Genomic DNA, 19,785 nt, shown 5'->3' on the forward strand with positions numbered 1-19,785 from the left:
CTACCGAACGGCCTCCAGGACCTCGCCGCAGCCCAGCGCCTCGGCGATCTCGCCCAGCGCGTCGCCGGGCGCGGCCCCCTCGCCGGCCAGCTCCAGCAGGTCGGCCGCGGTCATCCCGAACTCGGTCAGCAGCTCGGAGTCGCCGATCGGCCCGATCGGGCTCGCGCCCCGCCCGCCGGCCGGCTCCTCGTCCTCGTCCTCGGCGACCGCGCCGTCCTCGGCGTCCTCGTCGTCGAGCCCGGCGACGAGACCGTCGAGGTCGTCGAAGTCGGCCTCCCCGTCCTGTTCGATCAACTCGTCGGTGAGCACCGCGCCGTACGAACTGCGCGCCGCGGCCGCCGCGTCGGAGACGAAGATCCGCGGGTCGTCCTCACCGTCGATGCGCAGGACCGCGAACCACGCGTCCTCCTGCTCGATGAAGACCAGCACGGTGTCGTCGTCCTCGGCCGCTTCGCGGGCCAGGTCGGTCAGGTCGGCCAGGGTCTCTACGTCGTCGAGTTCCGTCTCGCTCACATCCCACCCGGCACCGGTGCGAGCAAGCACTGCAGCGAAGTACGCCACCAGGGACACTCCCAAGATTGGTCTCGGCTGTCGGCGATCTCGGGCGGGTGCGGTCCGGCCGCCCCCGCGCCAGAAGGAGGTCCGCTGTTCGGACCGTCCCACCGCATCGTGACAGAAAGCCCGCCGCTGCGGGGAGTGTTCGGCAGCGCGTCTTCGCAGGTCGTGTCGGAATGGTCGGCTTCCGGCCGCTCGGGGCGCGGATCCTGACCGCCCGGCCCCTCGCGGAGGGGGCGTCCGGGGCCCCGCGGGGCGCAACTCCGGTGCGGGGCGCGGCCCCCGGCGGTCAGGTCCGGAAGGTGCGCATCCGCAGCGCCTCGCGCATCCGGCGCTCCTTGGTCCGTCTCGGCTGCACCCGGGCCCGCAACTCCCGGGCCTCGGCCAACTCGCGGAGGAACACGGCCCGGCGCTTGCGCCGTTCCGCGTCGGTCTCCGCGGCGCGCTGCGCGCCGTTCTCTGACTCCGGACGGGACTCGTCTGTCGAGCCTGACCCGCCCGCGCCGGCGGTGGATGCCCGCGTCGGGTTGCTCTTCATAGGTTCCGACTTTCCCAGATCGGCCCCGCCGATACCACAGGAGCGGCCCGAGTTCCGTGATCGCGGACGGACCGCGGCGCATCCGGCGGGTCATCCCGGTCGTCCCGGTTCGTACGGAGTCGTACACACGTACCCGCGCCCGTTACCGTTGGTGTCATGCGTCTCCACGTCGTCGACCACCCGCTGGTCGCCCACAAGCTGTCCACCCTGCGCGACGAGCGCACGGACTCGCCGACCTTCCGGCGGCTCACCGACGAGCTGGTGACCCTGCTCGCGTACGAGGCGACCAGGGACGTCCGTACCGACACGGTCGAGATCACCACCCCGGTCGCCGTCACCCGGGGCACCCGGCTCTCCTACCCGCGCCCGCTGGTCGTCCCGATCCTCCGGGCCGGCCTCGGCATGCTCGACGGCATGACCCGGCTGCTGCCCACCGCCGAGGTCGGCTTCCTCGGGATGGTGCGCAACGAGGAGACGCTGGAGGCGTCGACCTACGCGACCCGGATGCCGGACGACCTCTCCGGGCGGCAGATCTACGTCCTCGACCCGATGCTCGCCACCGGCGGCACCCTGGTCGCGGCGATCCGGATGCTGCTCGACCGGGGCGCCACCGACGTCACCGCCGTGGTGCTGCTGGCCGCGCCCGAGGGCGTCGCGCTGATGGAGCGCGAGCTGGCGGGGCGGCCGGTCACGGTGGTCACCGCGGCGGTCGACGAGCGGCTCAACGAGCACGGGTACATCGTGCCGGGGCTGGGCGACGCGGGCGACCGGCTGTACGGCACGGCCGGCTGAGGACGGTACGGGCGGTAGGACGGTAGGAACGGCGGAGGTCCGGCCGGGGCGGGGGTTCCGCCTCCGGCCGGACCTTCGTCGTGCTGCCGCGGGAGCGCCGGGGCTCAGCAGTGGCCGGGCTCCGGGGTGGGGGAGGGCTTGGTGAGTTCGGCGAGGGCGGCGGCGGCCTGGGCCGGGTCGGCGAGCGCGCTGAAGGTGTCGCCGATGACGAAGTCGACGGTGGCGTCGGCCCGGGTGTCCTCGGTGGCGGTCGCGGTGGCGACCTGGGAGGACAGCAGGGTGGCCGCGCCGAGGCCGCCGGGGCCGCTGACGATCTGCGCGGTGCCGGGGACCTTCTTGTCGAGCGCGGCGGGCGCGTTGCCCACCTTGTCGACCACGAAGCCGCGCTTGCGGAGCTCGTCGGCGGTGCGGGCGGCCAGGCCGGCCTTGTCGGTGGCGTTGTAGACGTTCACCGTGACGGCGGCGGGCTGCGGCACCGCGGTGTTGCTCGGGACGGGTGCCGGGGCGCCGGAGACGGCGGCGGCCGCGGCCGCCGCGGCGGCCGACGGGGAGCCCTCCGGGGCGGCCAGCGGCTTGCCGGAGGAGGTGGCGCACGCCTGGGCGGCGGCGTCCTTGGCGTTCTTGCCGGTGAAGACGTCGTAGAGCTGGACGCCGCCGACCGAGACCAGGCCCAGTGCGAGGACGCCGCCCAGCGCGACGGCGACCTTCCGGCCGCGGCGCGGGGGCCGGCTGAGCCTGGGGTAGGCGTTTCCGGTGACGCGGTACTGCTTCCCCTTCAAACCCCGGGGAGTCAACATGCTCATGGTCTGTCTCCCCCATAGGTGCCAGGGTGGGGTGCCGGTGACCGCGGGGCGGCCGTGGGAACGGACCGCGGAACCGCTGTAGTCAGCAGACTAATCCGACAACGGGTGCGCAGGTACTAGATGATCATCATCCGGGGGATGACGGCACTCGAAAGGACGTACCGGTACCGGCACCGGTTGCGCCACGCCCCGGGACGGTTCCGGATGTTCCCGGCCGGCGTGCGGTCAGTCCATCTCCAGCACGCGGGCGTGCAGGACCTGCCGCTGCTGGAGGGCGGCCCGGACGGCGCGGTGCAGGCCGTCCTCCAGGTACAGGTCGCCGCGCCACTTCACCACGTGGGCGAACAAGTCCCCGTAGAACGTGGAGTCCTCCGCGAGGAGGGTCTCCAGGTCCAACTGGCCCTTGGTGGTCACCAGCTGGTCCAGCCGCACCGGACGCGGCGCGACGTCCGCCCACTGGCGGGTGCTGGTCCGGCCGTGATCCGGGTACGGCCGCCCGTTGCCGATGCGCTTGAAGATCACACGGAAAGCCTACCGTTCGGGACGCTCCGGGCGCAGCAGGCGGGGCTAACGGTGCGTTGACCGGGCCGGGGGACGGAACGGGCCCTATCCGTGCGAACGGTGCATTCCGGTCGTCCGGCGCGGCGGCCGGACCTCATCGCAGGGCCTGGCCGATGCGGTTCAGCGAGGACAGCCGCATCAGGCCGTAGTTGTAGAACTCGACCTCGGGGACCCCGAGTTCGCGCAGCGCGGCGATCTTGGCGGCGAGGTTGGCGGGCCCGTCGCAGTCGGAGGCCATCGGGCGCAGGATGACCGCCATGTCCTGCGGGCGGACGCCGTGCAGGGCGAAGGCGGCGACCTTCTCGCGGACCTCCTCCGGGGTCCTCGCGTAGCCGAGCGTCTCGATCTGGTGGGCGGCGCCCGCGAGGGCGGGCAGGTCGATGCCGGACAGCCAGCCGGTGCCGGGGCCGCCGCCGTCCATGAAGGTCAGCCGCATGCCGTGCGCGGCGGCGGTGGCGGCCAGCTCGGCGGCGAGCGAGGTGACGGTGCGGGCGGAGGCGTCCACGTAGGTGGCGAAGGCGCCGCCGGCCAGCTCGTCCAGCGGGGCGGGCGCCAGGGCGCGCGACTCGTCGGCGAGGCGGGCCCGCAGCTCGGTGCGGACGGTGTCGCGGACGTGTTCGGCGGGGACGCCCGCGGCGTTCGCGGCGGCCAGGCAGTGCGGGCAGAAGCAGACCGACAGCAGCGCCTCGGTGACCGGGCCCAGCTCCTCGAAGTAGCGCTCGTGGTGGTAGCCGTGCGCCAGGCCGTGGAAGTGCAGCGACTCGGCCCGGATCGCGTCCACGCCGTACCGGGCCAGCTCCTCGACCACGGTGCGGCAGTACTCGCGGACCTCCGGGTTGGCCGGGCACAGCTCGGTCAGGTGGCGGTCGCCGAAGGCGTTGGCCGGGGCGCAGTCGGGGTGCGCGAAGCCGAGCCGGTCGTTGTGGCAGAAGACCGTCCAGGCGTGCAGCTTCAGGCCGCGGCGGCGGGTCTCCTCGGCGGCCTCGGCGAACGGGTCGCGGGCGCCGATCGCGGTGGACGGCAGCGGGGAGAGCCGGCGGCCGGCCCAGCGGGCCGGGTCCGGGCGGAAGTACGCGGCACCGGGCTCCAGGTAGCGCAGCACCCGGCGCGGGTTGTGCGGGAAGACGTCGCGGGCCTCGTGGTAGACCGAGGCCAGCGTGACGCCGCCGACGCCCGCCCGGTCGGTAAGGTTGCCGAAGAAGGTGTCGGCCCCTTCGTCGAGCAGGTCGGTGACGAAGGCGAGGACGGACGTCTCCACGGGGCAACTCCGGAGAAGGAAGTACAGGGAGTGACCACGCTAACCGCGCGCTCCCGTATTGGTCTATACCTGGTTGGGTGAGGAGAGCGGCGGCATGACGGTCTACCGGGGCTTCGACCAGCGGGAACTCGACCGGGAGTACTCGCCCAGCACCAAGGCCGCGGACTTCGACGCCGAACTCGCGGCGTACGCGGCGCAGAGCCGCCGGGCCTACCAGGAACTCGCCGGGCACCGGGAGCTGCGCTACGGCACCGCCGGGCCCGAACGGCTCGACTTCTTCCCGGCCGGCCCCGGCGCGCCGCTGCACGTCTTCGTGCACGGCGGCTTCTGGCAGGAGCTCGGCAAGGAGGACTCGGTCTTCCCCGCGCTCGACCTCGTCCCGCACGGCACCGCGTTCGCCGCCGTCGGCTACGGGCTCGCCCCGCAGTGGACGGTCGAGCAGATCACCGAACAGGTCACCACCGCGGTGCTCTGGCTGGTCGAGCACGCGGCGGAACTCGGCACCGACCCCGCACGCGTCGTGCTCAGCGGCAGCTCCGCGGGAGCGCACCTGGCGGCGAGCGCCCTGCTCGACCCCAGACTGCGCGGGCGGATCCGCGGCGCGGCCCTGCTCAGCGGCGTCTACGACCTGGAGCCCGTCACCCTCAGCTACGTCAACCAGCCGCTCGGCCTGGACCTCGACCGGGCCCGCCGGCTCAGCCCGCTGTACGCCGCGCCCGACGCGCTGGCGGCGCTGCCGCCGGTGCTGCTCGCGCTGGGGGAGCACGAGACGGGGGAGTTCGGGCGGCAGCAGGCGGAGTTCGCGGAGACGGCCCGGGAGAACGGGGTGCCGGTGCACGAGCTGCTGGTCGGGGGGCGCAACCACTTCGACCTGGTCTTCGACCTGGGGAAGGTGGAGACGGTGCTGGGGGCGGCGGTCGAGGCGTTGTGGCGGAGTTGAGGGGCTGAGGGGACGGGGACGGTGCGGCGGCGGTCGAGGCGTCGTGGTGGAGTGCCCGGAGCGGGCTGAGGTGGTGTCACCCGTGGCGGGGCGGGGCTCCGTAGACTGCCGGAGGAGTTTCCACACCTTCGATGAGGACGGTGAACGATGACCGGGCGCATTCCGCTTCCGTACGACTTCCTGCCGCCGGTGCCGGCGTTCGAGCTGCGCAGTGCGGATCTGGTGGACGGTGGGGTCATGCCGGACGCGCACGTGCACGCGGCGGGGAACGTTTCGCCGGAGTTGTCCTGGGAGGGGGCTCCGGAGGGGACGCGGTCGTTCGCGGTGACGTGCTACGACCCGGACGCGCCGACCGCGGCGGGCTGGTGGCACTGGCTGGCGGTGGACCTGCCGGCGGGGACCACGGGGCTGGCGCGGGGCGCGGGGGCGGACGACGGGGGGCTGCCCGGCGGGGCGTTCCACGTCCGCAACGACTTCCCGGGGCACCGGTACGACGGGGCGGCGCCGCCGCCCGGGCCGGCGCACCGGTACGTGTTCGTGGTGCACGCGCTGGACGTGCCGACGCTGGGGGTCGGGCCGGACACGCCGGCCGCGCAGGTGGGGTTCCACCTGACCGCGCACGCGCTCGGGCGGGGCGTGCTGACGGTGGAGTACCAGTCGGCGCCGTGAGGCCGGTCAGGCCAGGATCTGGCGGAGGAACGCCGTCAGGTTGGCGGTCGTCCGGGCGATCTGCTCCTCCAGGGGGAGCGACTCGTCCGGGCGGCTGACCGTCGCCGGGCGGCGCAGGCCGCGGACGTAGAGCGAGCAGGCCAGGTCGGCGCAGAGGTAGGTGCCGACCGAGTTGCCGTCCCGGCCGGCGGCGCCCGCGCGGGGGGCGGTGAGCAGGGAGACGCCGCTGCCCGCGTGCGCGGTGATGCAGACCGAGCAGACGTTGGTGCGGGTCAGGCTGCGCCTCACGTTCGGCGAGCGGAGGGTGACGCCGACCGGCCGGCCGTCGAGTTCGGCGACCAGGTAGGCCCGGTCGGGGGCGCCGAGGTCGCGCCAGCCGAGGAAGTCCAGGTCGTCCCAGCGCAGCTCGGCCAAGCCCCGCGGGACGGGGAGCCGCTTGGCCTCGCCCTTGGAGCAGTTGACGAAGGACGCCCGGATCTCGGGCTCGGTCAGGGCACGCATGCCCCCGACGCTAGCCGCACGGGGCCGGGGTGTCGCCCGGTTTTCCGCCGGCACCGGGCCGACCCGCGCGTCCGGTGGAGTGTGCTTCGCGGATCGGGTCACACTGGGGGGATGACGGAACAGCGGCGGTTGATCGTGCTGCGGCACGCCAAGGCGGACTGGCCGGACGTCCCGGACGAGCTGCGGCCGCTGGCCGAGCGCGGCCGGGCCGACGCGGCGGCGGCCGGACGGTGGCTGGCGGAGCACGAGTTGGTGCCGGACCGGGTGCTGTGCTCCACCGCGGTGCGCACCCGGCAGACCTGGGAGCTGGCCGAGCCGGAGCTCGGCGGCGCGCCCGAACTCGTCCTGGAACCGCGGGCGTACCGCGCCGAGGTGGGGGAACTCGTGGATCTGCTGCGGGAGTTGCCCCCGGTGGTGCGGACGGTGATGCTGGTCGGGCACCGGCCCGAGGTGCGGGAGCTGGTGCTGGCGCTGGCCGCGGAGCCGGGGGGCGAGGCGCTGGAGCGGGTGCGGGAGAAGTTCTCCACGGCCGGGGTCGCGGTGCTGGACGTGCCCGGGGAGTGGGGGCAACTCGAACCCGGCGGTGCCGAGTTGGTCGAGTACGCGGTGCCCCGCGGGTGAACTCGGGGGCGTGATAGGGATGGGGCCATGCGCTTCGACCTCGTTCCCAAGCCGCCCGCGGTGGCGGCCCGCCCGCGTGACGAGCGGGGCTACCCGGTGCCCGCGATCACCCCGTGGGAGGACGGGACGCCGCAGTTCGCGCTGACCGACTACGAGCGGTCCGCGGCCTGCGCCCGGGAGCGGCTGTGCTCGGTGTGCAACACGCTGATGCCGCGCGGGACGGTGTGGCGGGTGGTCGGCGGGGCCGAGGCGGCGGCGATCGGCGAGGCGCTGGCGGCCGACCGGCCCTACCGGAACACGGCGCCCACCACGGAGGGCCCCGGCCACCGGGCGTGCATGTTGTACGCCTCGATGGTCTGCCCGTACCTGGCCCGCTCGAACGCCCGCCGCCGGGTGTCGGCCGTCCGGGGCGACGCCCCGGACGAGCTCACCGCGCACGTGCTGCGGGGGGTCGCGCGGGGCGGGACGGGCGCGGTGGTCGGCTTCGCCGAGTACGAGTACGCGATCACCCCGAGCCGGGTGGTGTTCCGCTTCCTCGACCCGGTCGAGTGGCTGCCGCACGACGACGCGGACCAGCAACTGCCGAACCTTCATGAGGAGTTGGCCAGGCTCGCCCGGTAGCCGGTAGCCGGTAGCGGGTAGCGGGTAGCGGGTAGCGGTGTGCGGCAGCCCGGGCGGCGGGGCCGTCCGGGCTGTCTCGCGGGGTCCCGGTTCGCGGACCCTGAATTCGTGAACCGGGACGGCTCGGTGGCGCCCCGGTGCCGGGGAGCCGGTGGGGAGCGGCGGGGGCGGCTCAGCCGCGGTAGGCGGGCAGACCGGCGGTGTCGGAGATCTTGACCGGGGCGCCGCCCTTGGCCGGGACGGTGTAGATGCCGTCGGGGGCGCGGAAGGCGACGGTCTTGCCGTCGGGGGAGAAGACCGGCTCGGTGTAGTCCGCGGTGGCCTGCGGGGTGAGGTCGCGCTCCGGGCCGTCGTAGCCGCCGGTCTTGGTGAACAGGTGGTCGTGGCCGTCGACGGAGCGGACGAACACCAGGTCGCCCTCGTCGGACAGGTCGGGCTGGGAGCCCTTGGTGACGGCGCCGCCCTGCTGGCGCAGGTAGTCGTCGCGGAGGTACACCTGGCCGTCGTTGCGGTTGGCGTAGGTCGAGGAGCCGTAGCGCCCGGCGCCGTTCGGCCACAGGTTGCCGCTGTCCGGGAGCGGCTTGGCGTCGTCGTCGCTGAAGTTGCCCAGGCCGAGCTGCTGCGGGGCGCCGCCGTTGGCGGGGACGGTGAGCAGCCGCAGGGTGCCGTGGTCCTCGGCGGTGAACTGCAGGTTGTTCTTGGGCTGCAGGTACATGGCGGCGTCGTTCTCGCTGGGGACGAACACCTGCCAGGTCGGGTGGGACCAGGTGACGCCGGACGGGGCCCTGGCGACCAGGACCTGGTGGCCGCCGTCCGGGTCGGAGGTCTCCAGGTTGCCGTTGCCGTCGATGAAGGCGGCGCGCTTGCCGTCGGGCGACCAGGCCAGGTCGCGGACCACGGTGCCGAAGTCGACCACCCGGCCGTCCATCACGACGTAGCGGGTGCCGTTGCTGACGGTCAGCCCGGTGCCCTTGGTGCGGTTGACGGCGGCGGCCTTGGTCGGGGTGGCGGACGGCTGCTGCCGGGCGGGGGAGGACGCGGTGGCGCTCGCCGGGGCCGACGGGGTGGCGGAGGCGGTGGCGGTGCCCGGGGTGGTCGGGGTGGCGCTCGCGGTGCCGGCCTGGGTGGTCGGAGCGGCCGAGGCGGCCGAGGCGGTGCGGGCCGGGGCGGCGCCGGCGGGCTGCGCGCCGGTGCTGTCGTCGGACGGGTCGCAGGCGGTCAGCAGCAGGGCGGAGCCGGCGGTGATCGCGGAGACCAGGGCGACGGCGGAGGAGCGGCGGAGGCGGGCGCGCACGGACATGGATGGTTCCCCCCAGGAACGGTGGTCGGTGGTGATCGGTGGGTCGGCCCCCGCCGGTTCTTCCGTTCCGTCGTCCGGGGCGATGACTCAAGTCTCACCGCCCAATGACCTCGCGGGGTGCGCGAATTGTCACTGCGGGGCAACAGGCGTTCGGACACGTCCGAGTGCACCGCCGGGCGTTCCGCCGCCCGGCCGTCTCGCTCCCCGGCTGTTCCGCTCCCCGGCCGGTCACAGCGCGGGCTCCAGGTGGGCCCAGGGGCGGGCCGACTCCAGTTGGGCGGCGAGGGCGAGCAGGGTGCCCTCGCCGCCCAGCGGCGCCACGAACTGCACGCCCAGCGGCAGGCCGTCCGGGGTGCGGTGCAGCGGGACGCTGGCGGCGGGGCGGCCGGTGATGTTGGCGAGCTGGGTGAACGGGACCGGCGCCAGGTTGGTGATCACCGCCTCCTCGTACGCCCCGGTCCGGCTGAGCAGGCCCAGCAGGCCGAGCGGCAGCAGCAGCCGGGCCAGCGCCCGGACGGCCGCGGGGGTGTCCAACTCGCCGATGCGGACCGGCGGTTGGGCCAGGGTGGGGGTGAGCAGCAGGTCGTACCGGGTGTGGAACGCGGCGAGCTGGCGGTTGTACAGGTTCCAGCGCTGGTGGGCCGCGTAGTAGGCGGGGGCGCGCATCCGGCGGCCGGCGGCGGCCAGCACGTGGGTGTCGAGCTCGAAGCCCGCGTTCCCGGCACCCGTGAGCCGCTTGACGGCGTCCACCGTGGCGGCGGTCTCGGTGGCCCACATGGCCAGGAAGTCCAGGGCCAGGCCGCGTTCGTCGATGCCGGTGTCGGCCTCCTCGACGTGGTGGCCGAGCCCCTCCAGCAGGGCCGCGGCGTCCGCGACGGCGGCGACCGCCTCCGGGTGCACCGCGGTGCCCAGCGGGGAGCGGGTGGTGAAGCCGATCCGCAGCGGGCCCGGGGCGCGGCGGGCCAGTTCGGCGTACGGGGTCGGCGGGCGGTGCGGCAGGTACGGGCCGGCCGGGTCGGGGGCGCCGGCCAGCACGTCCAGCATCGCGGCGCTGTCCCGGACGCTGCGCGAGAGCACCCCGTCGGTGGCGGCGCCGTGCAGGTGCTCGGCGGCGGCGGGCCCGGCCGGGACGACGCCGCGGCCCGGCTTGAGGCCGAACAGGCCGCAGCAGGCCGCCGGTATCCGGATCGACCCGCCGCCGTCGTTGGCGCCCGCCACCGGGACGACGCCCGCGGCGACGGCGGCGGCCGAGCCGCCGGAGGAGCCGCCCGGGGTCCGCCCGGTGTCCCACGGGTTGCGGGCCGGGCCGGTGGCCGCCGGCTCGGTGACGCCCTTGCTGCCGAACTCCGGCGTGTTGGTCTTCCCGAACACCACCAGCCCGGCGTCCAGCCAGCGCCGCACCGACTCGCTGTGCGCGGTCGCCGGGGTGTCCTGGAGCGCCCGGCAGCCGCTGCCGGTGGGCAGGCCCGCGTAGTCCTGGATCAGGTCCTTGATCAGGAACGGCACCCCCGCGAACGGCCCGGTCAGCGGCCCCGCCGCCCGCTCCCGGGCCACCTCGTGCATCGGCCGCACGATCGCGTTCAGCCGCCCGCCGACCTGCTCGGCCCGCCCGATCGCCACCTCCAGCAGCTCCCCGGCGCTCACCTCCCCGCCCGCCACCAGCGCGGCCAGCCCCACCGCGTCGTGCCGCCGGTACTCGCCGTACTCCACCGCAACCTCCGAGATCACCCAGCCCGAGCGTGCCGGTGACCCTACCGCCGAGTAGCTCCGCTGCCCAGACCCCGACACCGGACCCCGGTGCCGGACCCCGACACCGGGAGACGAGATGACAGGAGACGACATGACAGGGCGCGACACGGCAGGGCGCGACGTCCGGGACACTGCCGCGGGCGCGCCCGCCCGCGGGGGCCGTGGCGGTGCCCGGTGAACGGGACCGCGCAGCTCGGGACGGTGGCGGTCTTCGGCGCGGTGTGGGCGGTCCTCTCGGCCGGCCACGCCCTCGCCGACCACGTCCCCGGGCGGACCGACCACCGGGCGGCCCCGGTCCCGGCCCGGGGGCTCGGCGGGGACGGCTGGCTCGATCCGGGCGGTTCGGCCGGTCCGGACAGCCCCGGGCCGGTCGGGCGGTTCGCCGCGGTGGAGGCGGACATGGGGGTGGTGGGCGAGGACGTGAACGCGCTGACCCGCTCGATCAACGACCTGGCGGAGGTGATGGAGCGGTTCGGCCCGCAGGTCCGGCAGGCGTGGAGCCCGGGCGCGCCCGGGGCCGTCGGTCTCGCGGTGACCGGGCGGATGGCGGCGGCGCTGGCCGCACCGGCGGGCGAACTGCGCGAGCGGGCGGACCGGTTCGCCGTCCACGTGGAGCGGATCGACCGGGCGGTGGGCTCCGTGCTGGACCTGCTCCGAACCGCGTCGACGCCGGGGCAGGTGCGGGGGGAGGTGCCGGGTGCGGACGCGTTCCTCGGCGAGCTGGTGGGTCTGGCCGGGGCGATCCGCGAAGGGCTGGCCGGGCTGGAGCAGTTCCGGGCGCTGCTGGCCGCGCTGGCCGGGATGAGCGCGCCGCTCCGGCACCCGGCGCAGGAGATCGCCCGGGCGATCGACCGGATCGGGGAGGTGGTGGTCCGGGCGGAGGGCTGGGAGCGCCGGGGCGCCGCGACGGTCCGGGAGCGGGACGCCCGGACCGCGTAGCCGGCCTGCGGCGGGCCGGGGCGGGCCGGGGCGGGGCGGGGCGGGCCGGGGCGGGGCGTCAGTCGGCGACGTGCAGGACCAGTTTGCCGCGCAGGTGGCCCTGTTCGGCGCGGCGGTGGGCGGCGGCGGCGTCGGCGAGGGGGAAGACGGCGGTGACGGCGACCCGGACGGTGCCGGCCGTCACCAGGGCGTCCAGGGCGGTGAGGTCCTCGCCGCTGGAACGGACCTGCCAGAAGCGGTCGTTGAAGGTCAGGCCGAGTTCGGTGGTGGCGTGCTCGCGGCGGTAGTCGCCGAGGAAGACCGGGGCGACCCGGCCGCCCCGGCGCAGGACCGGGAGCAGGCGGTGGGCGTCCGGGCCGCCGACGGTGTCGAGGAGCAGGTCGGCGTCCCGGACGGTGTCCGCGACCGGCCCGGCGGTGTAGTCGACGAAGCGGTCGGCGCCCAGCTCGTGCAGGAAGTCCCGGTGGCGGCCGGAGGCGACCGCGATCAGCCGGCCGGCGCCGCCCGCCCGGAGGAGTTGCAGGGCGAGGTGGCCGACGCCGCCGGCCGCGCCGTTGACCACGGCGGTGATGCCCGGCGCGGGGCGCAGCAGCTGGGTGAGGTACTGGTAGGCGGTCAGGCCGGCCATCGGGAGGGCGGCGCCGGTCGGGTGGTCCAGGGCGTCGGGCAGGCGGGCCAGGTGGGCGTCCGGGGCGGTCGCGTACTCGGCGTAACCGGCGCCCCGGCCGGGGAAGTTGACCAGTCCGTGGACGCGTTCGCCGACCTGCCGGACGGAGCCCGGGCCGGTGGCGGCGACCGTGCCGGAGATGTCGCTGCCCGGGATCAGCGGGAGGGTGAGCGGCGGACGCAGCTCGGCCGGGATGTTGTCGAAGTTCCTGCGGGCGTACCAGTCGGGCGGGTTGACGCCCGCCGCGTGCACCCGGACCAGGGCCTCGCCGGGGCCGGGCACCGGCCGCGGCACCCGTTCGCGGACCAGTACCTCGGGCTCGCCGAAGGCGTGCAGCCGTATTGCCCACATGCTGTCGATCGTCATGGGTGTCTCCCCCTCCGCAGGTCGCAGAGCGCTGCCGTAGAATGCGGAGCGCTGCTCCGGAAAGTTAAACGGAGCGGCGCTCCGAATGTCAACGACGGGATGTGGCATGTCTGTTGAGCAGACCGCCCGGGCGCCGCGCGCGGACGCCAGGCGCAACCGGGACCGGCTGCTGGAGGCCGGCGCGCAGGTGCTCGCCGAACAGGGCGCCGGGGCCTCGCTGCGCGACGTCGCCCGGCGGGCCGAGGTCGGACTGGGCACGCTCTACCGGCACTTCCCCAACCGGGAGGCGCTGCTGGAGGCGCTGCTCGCCCGGCGCTTCAAGGAACTGGCGCGCCGGGCCGGTGAGTTGGCGGCCGAACAGGACGATCCGGAGGCGGCGCTGGTCGGCTGGCTGCGGGAGTTCTGCGCGGGCGCGGGCGCCTACCGGGACCTGCCGGGCACGCTGCTGGCCACCCTCCGGGACCCGGCCTCGCCGCTGCACGCGAGCTGCACGGCGATGCGGGAGGCCGGGGGCGGGCTGCTGGCCGCCGCCCAGCGGGCCGGGCGGATCCGGGCGGACGTCACCGGCACCGACCTGTTCGCGCTGGCCAACGCCGTCAGCTGGATCGCCGACCAGGCGCCGGTGCTGGCCGAGCGGAGCGAGCACCTGTTCGGGCTGGTGGTGGACGGGCTCCGGGTCTGAGGGGAGGGGTCCGGCGCGGGCGTCAGTCGGCGGCGAGGACGCTGCGGTAGTAGTCGATCTTGTCGCGGAGGTGGGTGCGCTGGCGCTCCAGCAGGGCGATCTGGTCGTGGACGGCGGTGTCGTGCCGTTCCAGCAGTTCGATCCGGCCGCGCAGGCCGTCCGGGCCCTCGGCGCGGGCGAGTTCGGCGTACCGGCGCATGTCGGCGATCGGCATGCCGGTGTCGCGCAGGCAGCGCAGGATGCCCAGCCAGCCCATGTCGTCGGGGCTGAAACGGCGGTGGCCGCTGGTGGCGCGGGTGATGGAGGTGAGCAGGCCGATCCGCTCGTAGTAGCGCAGGGTGTCCAGGCTGAACCCCGAGCGTTCGGCGGCCTCGGCGGGAGTGAGCAGCTGCTGTGTCGTCACCGCCCCGATTCTGCCTGCTCGTTGCCGCCGGTGCAGCGGGTGAAGCGCTCGCCCCAGGCGGCCAGCAGCGCGGACAGCTCGGGCGGGGAGACCACCCGGAAGTCGACCCCCAGCGAGCCGAGGGCCATCGCGGGCCACTCCAGGGCGTCGGCGTCCATCCGCACCCGGCTGCGCCCGGCGTCCACCTCCTCGGTCTCGGCCCAGGCGCCGAGCTTCTGCCGGACCGTCGCCGCGGGGGCGTCCACCACCGCCTCGACCCGGTGCGGGCGGGGCTGGCCCTGCAGCCCGGCCCGGACGAACTCGGCGGCGTCGTCGGCCGGGAGGGTGCGGGGCAGGAAGCGGGCGCCGGTGGCGGCGGGGGCGGAGAGGCGGTCGAGGCGGAAGGTGCGCCACGCCTGGCGGGTGAGGTCGTAGGCGACCAGGTACCAGCGGCGGCCGAGCCGGACCAGGCCGTACGGCTCGGCGTGCCGTTCGGTGGGGGTGCCGTCGGCGGCCCGGTAGCCGAAGCGCAGCCGTTCGGTGTCCCGGCAGGCCAGGGCGACGGCGGTGAGGACGTCCGGGTCGATCGGGGCGGTGGTGTCGGCGCGCCAGTTCGCCGGGACGGTCACGGCCCGCAGGGCCTCCACCCGGCGGCGCAGCCGGGCCGGCATCACCTGGACCACCTTGGCCAGCGCCCGTACCGAAGCCTCCGCGATGCCCTCCACCGCGCCGTCCGCCGCCGCCTGCAGGCCGACGGCCAGCGCGACCGCCTCCTCGTCGTCGATCACCAGCGGGGGCAGCGCGGCGCCCGCGGCCAGCTGGTAGCCGCCGTCGACGCCGCGCCGGGCCTCCACCGGGTAGCCGAGCTCGCGCAGCCGGTCGACGTCGCGGCGCAGGGTGCGGGCGGAGACGCCGAGCCGGGCGGAGAGCTCCCCGCCCGGCCAGTAGCGGTGGGACTGGAGCAGGGTGAGCAGGCGCAGGGTGCGGGCACTGGTGTCGGCCATGGGTCCCATCCTCCGGCAATTGCGGACGGAAGGTGGCCGCAATGGTCCGTAGCGTGGAACACGGAGCGAGGGGGACCGCGCCGGGCAGCCGGCCCGAGGCGTCCGGGCGCACCCCGTCGGCACCGCACCGCACCGCACCGCGACAGCACCGCACTTCGGAGAGGCGACCACCATGAGCACCGAGACCGTGCAGACCACCGAGACCACCGAGGCCACCGAGGCCGTCGAGACCGCGGTCGGCCAGTACCCCGCCGCCACCGCCGAGGGCCCGACCGGCGAGCACGCCGACCTGATCGCGGAGCTGCGCGCCATCCGGCACTTCCTGCGGCTGACCGCCCGCGGCCTCGACGACGAGCAGGCGTCCCGCCGCACCACCGTCAGCGAACTGACCATCGGCGGCCTGATCAAGCACGTCACCTCGGTGGAGCGGCAGTGGGCCGCGTTCATCGTCCGGGGCACCTCGGCGATGCCGGACTTCAGCTCCTTCACCGAGGCCGACGTCCAGGCCCGCACGGACGAGTTCCGGTTGCTGCCCGGCGAGACCCTGCGCGGCGTGCTCACCGCGTACGAGGCGGTGGCCCGCGGCACCGACGAGATGCTGGCCGGGCTGGCCGACCTGGGCGTCTCGCACCCGCTGCCCGCGGCGCCCTGGTTCGCCCCCGGCACGAGCTGGTCGGCCCGGCGCACCGTGCTGCACGTCATCGCCGAGACCGCGCAGCACGCCGGGCACGCCGACATCATCCGGGAGGCACTGGACGGGCAGAAGAGCATGGGCTGACCCCTCGCCGGGGCTCCGCCGCGGGGACGGCCCGCGCCGCTGACGGCACCACGTCAGGGCGCGGGCCGTCCCCGTCCCCGGACTCGTCCCCGGACTCGTTCCGGTTCTCCTCCGGTTCCGTGTCACACCCGGGCCGTGCTGACACTCTCGGGATGCAGCCGCGGAGAGGAGACGGGCGTGACGACGGACGAGGCCACCGAGGTGTTCACCAGGCACCGGGAGCTGCTGTTCTCGATGGTCTACAACCTGCTGGGGACGGTCGCCGACACCGAGGACGTCCTCCAGGAGACCTGGCTGGCCTGGTCCGGCCGGTACCGGTCCGCCGAGGCCGGGCCGGTGGTCCACCCGCGGGCGTACCTGGTGCGCACCGCCGTGAACACCGCGCTCGCCCGGCGGGCCGAGATCAGCCGGCGCCGGGAGAGTTACTTCGGGCCCTGGCTGCCCGAGCCGCTGATCGCCCCGGCGCAGGAGGACCCGGGGGAGCGGGCCGAGGCGGTGTCGATCGCGCTGCTGGTGGTGCTGGAGACGCTGACCCCGCTGGAGCGGGCGGTGTTCGTGCTGCACGAGGTGTTCGGCTACGGCCACCCGGAGACCGCCGAGATCCTCGGGCGCAGCCCCGCCGCCGTCCGCCAGCTCGCCCACCGGGCCCGCGAGCACGTCCGGGCCCGGCGGCCCCGGTACCGGGCGGACGCGGCGCTGCGGCGGCAGGCCACCGAGCGGTTCGCGGCCGCGGTCGGCGGCGGGGACCTGGACGGGCTGCTGCGGCTGCTCGCCCCCGACGTCACGCTCTGGGCGGACGGCGGCGGCAAGGCGACCGCGGCCGGGCCGCGCCCGGTGCGCGGCCGGGGGCAGGTCGCCCGGCTGCTGGTGGGCGGCTCGGCGCGGGCCCCGCAGGGCATCCGGGTCCGGTGGGCCACCGCCAACGGGGACCCGTCGGCGGTGCTGTTCGTCGGGGAGGCGCCGTTCGCGGTGCTCGTGCTGGACCTGTCGGCGGACGGCGAGCAGGTCACGGACATCTACTTCGTGACCAACCCTGACAAGCTGAGAAGTGCCAACTCCGGTGTTGCAGAAGAAAATTGACGGAACGTCATGATGATCGGGAAGGTGGAGAGGGCGATGAGGCTGACTGTGGTGGCCGCCACCGGCGGGATCGGGCGGCACCTGCTGGCGCAGGCGCTGGAGGCCGGGCACGAGGTGACGGCGGTGGTGCGCGATCCGGCCAAACTGGGCGAGCGGCCCGGGGTGCGGGTGGTGCGGGCGGACCTGGCGACGGCCGGGGCGCCGGAGCTGCGGGACGCGGTGGCGGGCGCCGACGCGGTGCTGTCGGGGCTCGGCGCGGTGGGGAAGGCCGGCGTCGGGGTCGCCGAGAGCGGGACGCGGGCGCTGGTCGGCGCGATGCGGGAGACCGGGGCGCGGCGGCTGCTGGTGGTGAGCGCCGCACCGGTCGGGACGGTGCCCTCGCCGGGCCGCCCGCACCCGCCCCGGCACGACCCGGGCGAGGGCCCGGTGATGCGGTACGTGCTGACGCCGCTGGTCAAGCGGGTGCTGCGGGCGCACTACGCGGACCTGGCCCGGATGGAGGACGTGGTGCTGGCCAGCGGCCTGGACTGGACGGTGGTCCGCCCGCCCCAGCTCACCGACAAGCCGCTCACCCGCGACTACCGGATCGCCTACGGGCGGAACCTGCGCGGCGGGTCGAAGATCTCCCGGGCCGACGTCGCGCACTGCATGCTGCGCAGCATCGACGACCCCGACACCGCCGGACGCGTCCTCGGGATCGCCGACTGACCGGACGCCTCCCGGCCCGCCGGGAGGCACCGCGACGCGCCCGCGCCGCCGCCGGGACCCTGCCGTGCCGCCGGGACCCTGCCGTACCGCCGCCACGCCCCGCCCACGCCGCCGGACGCCGCCGTGCCGACGCCGGGACGCGCCTACCCTGGGCGGGTGTCGACTCCTCGTCTGCGCCGGGTGGCCGTGCTGGTCCTGGACGGTGCCAAACCGCTCGACGTCGGAATCCCGGCGCAGGTGTTCTCCACCCGCGGCAGCATGCCGTACGAGGTGCGGGTGTGCGGGGCGGCGCCCGGGCTGGTCGCGGGCGGGGACGGGCTCTCGTACCACGTGGCGCACGGGCTGGAGGCGCTGGAGTGGGCCGAGTCGGTGTTCGTGCCCGGCTACCGGCACCCCGACCGGGACGACCCGCCGCCCGCCGTGGTGGCCGCGCTGCGCGCCGCGCACGCCCGCGGCGCCCGGCTGGCGGCGATCTCCACCGGGGCGTTCGCACTGGCCGCGACCGGCCTGCTGGACGGCCGCCGGGCCACCACGCACTGGCACTACACCCGGGCGCTGGCCGCCAAGTACCCCGGGGTGCGGGTGGACGAGAACGTGCTGTTCGTCGACGAGGGCAGCGTGCTCACCTCGGCGGGCGCCGCGTCCGGCATCGACCTGTGCCTGCACGTGCTGCGCAGCGACCTCGGGGTGGCCGCGTCCAACCACACCGCGCGCCGGCTGGTCGCCGCGCCGTACCGCAGCGGCGGCCAGGCCCAGTACGTGCCGCGCAGCGTGCCCGAGCCGGTCGGCGAGCGGTTCGCGGCCACCCGGGAGTGGGCGCTGCACCGGCTGGGCGGGCCGCTGACCGTGCGGGCGCTGGCCCGGCACGCCGCCGTCTCGCCGCGCACCTTCTCCCGCCGCTTCGTCGAGGACACCGGCTACACGCCGATGCAGTGGGTGCTGCGGGCCCGCGTCGACCTGGCCCGTGAGCTGCTGGAACGCTCCGACTACGGGGTCGAGCGGATCGCCGCCGAGACCGGCCTGGGCACCGGCGCGAACCTGCGCGCGCACTTCCAGCAGATCCTCGGGACCACGCCCAGCGACTACCGGCGGACCTTCGCCAAGGGCGAGTGAGCACCCCGGCCCGACGTGGCGCGATCCTTGCGCACCGTGGCACGGGTGCCACTACCGCCTCCCCTCCCGGCGAGCGACAGTGGAGTGGTCAGCCCCGCCGGAACAGCGGGCGAGAGCCGCAGAGAAGGGCACCACCCCATGACCCGCATCGCCGTCAACGGATTCGGCCGCATCGGTCGCAACGTGCTGCGCGCCCTGCTGGAGCGCGACAGCAAGCTGGAGGTCGTCGCCGTCAACGACCTGACCGAGCCCACCGCGCTCGGCCGCCTGCTCGCCTACGACACCACCTCGGGCCGGCTCGGCCGCCCGGTCACCGTCGAGGGCGACACCCTGGTGGTCGACGGCCGCCGGATCAAGGTCCTCGCCGAGCGCGACCCGGCCGACCTGCCCTGGGCCGAACTCGGCGTCGACATCGTGCTGGAGGCCACCGGCCGCTTCACCTCCGCCGAGGCCGCCCGCGCCCACCTGACCGCCGGGGCCAAGAAGGTGCTGGTCTCCGCCCCGTCCGACGGCGCCGACGTCACGCTCGCCTACGGCGTCAACACCGGGGCCTACGACCCGGCCGCGCACACCATCGTCTCCAACGCCTCCTGCACCACCAACGCGCTGGCCCCGCTGGCCGCCGTCCTCGACGAACTCGCGGGCATCGAGCACGGGTTCATGACCACCGTGCACGCCTACACCCAGGAGCAGAACCTCCAGGACGGCCCGCACCGCGACCCGCGCCGGGCCCGCGCCGCCGCCGTCAACATCGTCCCGACCACCACCGGCGCCGCCAAGGCGATCGGCCTGGTGCTGCCGCAGCTGGACGGCAAGCTGTCCGGCGACTCGATCCGGGTGCCGGTCCCGGTCGGCTCGATCGTCGAGCTGAACACCACCGTCGCCCGCGACGTCACCCGCGAGGAGGTGCTCGCCGCCTACCGCGAGGCCGCCGGGGGCAAGCTGGCGGGCGTCCTGGAGTACTCGGAGGACCCGCTGGTCTCCTCCGACATCACCGGCAACCCGGCCTCCTCGATCTTCGACTCGGCGCTCACCCGGGTCGACGGCCGCCACGTCAAGGTGGTCGCCTGGTACGACAACGAGTGGGGCTTCTCCAACCGGGTGATCGACACCCTGGAGCTGCTCGCCGCGGGCTGACCGGCCCGCTGACCGCCCCGG

The 19,785-nt window shown here is 75.4% G+C and carries 23 protein-coding genes; 12 read left to right on the plus strand and 11 right to left on the minus strand.

Annotated elements, in window-relative coordinates:
* Positions 1-561 carry a hypothetical protein gene (locus ACIP60_RS14150; RefSeq protein ID WP_100838607.1) on the minus strand — a complete coding sequence of 187 codons (561 nt, stop codon included), beginning with the start codon at positions 559-561 and terminating at the stop codon, positions 1-3.
* A 283-nt stretch (positions 562-844) separates the two neighbouring features.
* Positions 845-1,093 (minus strand): hypothetical protein, encoded by a 249-nt coding sequence (locus tag ACIP60_RS14155; RefSeq protein ID WP_400683459.1) that lies wholly within the window; start codon positions 1,091-1,093, stop codon positions 845-847.
* Positions 1,094-1,249: 156 nt separating this feature from the next.
* Between ACIP60_RS14155 and upp the strand changes: the two genes are divergently transcribed.
* The gene (gene upp / locus ACIP60_RS14160; protein ID WP_111553690.1) at positions 1,250-1,885 is read left to right on the plus strand and encodes a uracil phosphoribosyltransferase; all 636 of its coding nucleotides are present in this window, start codon (positions 1,250-1,252) and stop codon (positions 1,883-1,885) included.
* A gap of 104 nt (positions 1,886-1,989) precedes the next feature.
* Here the strand turns inward: upp and ACIP60_RS14165 are convergent, their stop codons facing one another.
* The 3 genes from ACIP60_RS14165 to ACIP60_RS14175 form a co-directional block, all read right to left on the minus strand.
* The gene (locus ACIP60_RS14165; protein ID WP_400683461.1) at positions 1,990-2,688 is read right to left on the minus strand and encodes a LytR C-terminal domain-containing protein; all 699 of its coding nucleotides are present in this window, start codon (positions 2,686-2,688) and stop codon (positions 1,990-1,992) included.
* A 225-nt stretch (positions 2,689-2,913) separates the two neighbouring features.
* Positions 2,914-3,210: a type II toxin-antitoxin system VapB family antitoxin gene (locus tag ACIP60_RS14170; RefSeq protein WP_014136828.1), complete on the minus strand. Its 297-nt coding sequence runs from the start codon at positions 3,208-3,210 to the stop codon at positions 2,914-2,916.
* A gap of 133 nt (positions 3,211-3,343) precedes the next feature.
* Positions 3,344-4,507, minus strand: a complete 1,164-nt coding sequence (locus ACIP60_RS14175) for a hypothetical protein (RefSeq protein ID WP_400683463.1) — start codon at positions 4,505-4,507, stop codon at positions 3,344-3,346.
* 94 nt (positions 4,508-4,601) lie between these two features.
* Between ACIP60_RS14175 and ACIP60_RS14180 the strand changes: the two genes are divergently transcribed.
* A complete protein-coding gene (locus ACIP60_RS14180; RefSeq protein ID WP_400683465.1) occupies positions 4,602-5,447 on the plus strand; it encodes an alpha/beta hydrolase in 846 nt (281 codons plus the stop codon).
* Between the two features lie 147 nt (positions 5,448-5,594).
* Entirely contained in the window at positions 5,595-6,116 is a 522-nt protein-coding gene (locus tag ACIP60_RS14185) for a YbhB/YbcL family Raf kinase inhibitor-like protein (RefSeq protein ID WP_100837395.1), read from the plus strand.
* A 6-nt stretch (positions 6,117-6,122) separates the two neighbouring features.
* Here ACIP60_RS14185 and ACIP60_RS14190 read toward each other — a convergent pair whose 3' ends face one another.
* Positions 6,123-6,617: an FBP domain-containing protein gene (locus ACIP60_RS14190; RefSeq protein WP_400683468.1), complete on the minus strand. Its 495-nt coding sequence runs from the start codon at positions 6,615-6,617 to the stop codon at positions 6,123-6,125.
* 111 nt (positions 6,618-6,728) lie between these two features.
* On the opposite strand from ACIP60_RS14190, the gene ACIP60_RS14195 reads away from it, so the two are divergent.
* Both ACIP60_RS14195 and ACIP60_RS14200 read left to right on the plus strand, forming a co-directional pair.
* On the plus strand, positions 6,729-7,238 hold the full coding sequence (locus ACIP60_RS14195) for a SixA phosphatase family protein (RefSeq protein ID WP_400683471.1): 510 nt from the start codon (positions 6,729-6,731) through the stop codon (positions 7,236-7,238).
* A 27-nt stretch (positions 7,239-7,265) separates the two neighbouring features.
* Entirely contained in the window at positions 7,266-7,859 is a 594-nt protein-coding gene (locus tag ACIP60_RS14200; RefSeq protein WP_400683474.1) for a hypothetical protein, read from the plus strand.
* Between the two features lie 172 nt (positions 7,860-8,031).
* On the opposite strand, the gene ACIP60_RS14205 is transcribed toward ACIP60_RS14200, so the two are convergent.
* Both ACIP60_RS14205 and ACIP60_RS14210 read right to left on the minus strand, forming a co-directional pair.
* Positions 8,032-9,159 (minus strand): hypothetical protein, encoded by a 1,128-nt coding sequence (locus ACIP60_RS14205; RefSeq protein ID WP_400683478.1) that lies wholly within the window; start codon positions 9,157-9,159, stop codon positions 8,032-8,034.
* A 228-nt stretch (positions 9,160-9,387) separates the two neighbouring features.
* Positions 9,388-10,887 carry an amidase gene (locus ACIP60_RS14210; protein ID WP_400683481.1) on the minus strand — a complete coding sequence of 500 codons (1,500 nt, stop codon included), beginning with the start codon at positions 10,885-10,887 and terminating at the stop codon, positions 9,388-9,390.
* A 195-nt stretch (positions 10,888-11,082) separates the two neighbouring features.
* Here ACIP60_RS14210 and ACIP60_RS14215 point away from each other — a divergent pair, with 195 nt between their 5' ends.
* Positions 11,083-11,847, plus strand: a complete 765-nt coding sequence (locus ACIP60_RS14215) for a hypothetical protein (RefSeq protein WP_400683484.1) — start codon at positions 11,083-11,085, stop codon at positions 11,845-11,847.
* Positions 11,848-11,905: 58 nt separating this feature from the next.
* Here the strand turns inward: ACIP60_RS14215 and ACIP60_RS14220 are convergent, their stop codons facing one another.
* Positions 11,906-12,880, minus strand: a complete 975-nt coding sequence (locus ACIP60_RS14220) for an NADP-dependent oxidoreductase (protein ID WP_400683486.1) — start codon at positions 12,878-12,880, stop codon at positions 11,906-11,908.
* A gap of 106 nt (positions 12,881-12,986) precedes the next feature.
* On the opposite strand from ACIP60_RS14220, the gene ACIP60_RS14225 reads away from it, so the two are divergent.
* Entirely contained in the window at positions 12,987-13,562 is a 576-nt protein-coding gene (locus tag ACIP60_RS14225) for a TetR/AcrR family transcriptional regulator (protein WP_400683489.1), read from the plus strand.
* A 22-nt stretch (positions 13,563-13,584) separates the two neighbouring features.
* Here ACIP60_RS14225 and ACIP60_RS14230 read toward each other — a convergent pair whose 3' ends face one another.
* Together ACIP60_RS14230 and ACIP60_RS14235 are read right to left on the minus strand one after the other, a co-directional pair.
* Complete coding sequence (locus tag ACIP60_RS14230; protein ID WP_100837408.1) at positions 13,585-13,965, minus strand: MerR family transcriptional regulator; 381 nt, start codon at positions 13,963-13,965, stop codon at positions 13,585-13,587.
* Complete coding sequence (locus ACIP60_RS14235) at positions 13,962-14,948, minus strand: helix-turn-helix transcriptional regulator (RefSeq protein WP_400683492.1); 987 nt, start codon at positions 14,946-14,948, stop codon at positions 13,962-13,964. The genes ACIP60_RS14230 and ACIP60_RS14235 overlap by 4 nt, the downstream gene beginning before the upstream one ends.
* A 172-nt stretch (positions 14,949-15,120) precedes the next feature.
* Here ACIP60_RS14235 and ACIP60_RS14240 point away from each other — a divergent pair, with 172 nt between their 5' ends.
* From ACIP60_RS14240 to gap, 5 genes are all read left to right on the plus strand, one after another.
* Entirely contained in the window at positions 15,121-15,726 is a 606-nt protein-coding gene (locus ACIP60_RS14240) for a DinB family protein (protein WP_400683494.1), read from the plus strand.
* A gap of 177 nt (positions 15,727-15,903) precedes the next feature.
* A complete protein-coding gene (locus tag ACIP60_RS14245; RefSeq protein WP_400683497.1) occupies positions 15,904-16,806 on the plus strand; it encodes a sigma-70 family RNA polymerase sigma factor in 903 nt (300 codons plus the stop codon).
* A 36-nt stretch (positions 16,807-16,842) separates the two neighbouring features.
* Complete coding sequence (locus ACIP60_RS14250) at positions 16,843-17,514, plus strand: NAD(P)-dependent oxidoreductase (RefSeq protein ID WP_400683500.1); 672 nt, start codon at positions 16,843-16,845, stop codon at positions 17,512-17,514.
* Positions 17,515-17,670: 156 nt separating this feature from the next.
* Complete coding sequence (locus ACIP60_RS14255; protein ID WP_111553706.1) at positions 17,671-18,627, plus strand: GlxA family transcriptional regulator; 957 nt, start codon at positions 17,671-17,673, stop codon at positions 18,625-18,627.
* A gap of 138 nt (positions 18,628-18,765) precedes the next feature.
* Positions 18,766-19,764 (plus strand): type I glyceraldehyde-3-phosphate dehydrogenase, encoded by a 999-nt coding sequence (gene gap, locus ACIP60_RS14260; protein WP_400683504.1) that lies wholly within the window; start codon positions 18,766-18,768, stop codon positions 19,762-19,764.
* The last annotated feature ends 21 nt before the right edge of the window (positions 19,765-19,785 follow it).

Origin of the sequence: Kitasatospora sp. NPDC088783 (genome assembly GCF_044750705.1) — a bacterium.
Lineage (GTDB): Bacteria > Actinomycetota > Actinomycetes > Streptomycetales > Streptomycetaceae > Kitasatospora > Kitasatospora fiedleri.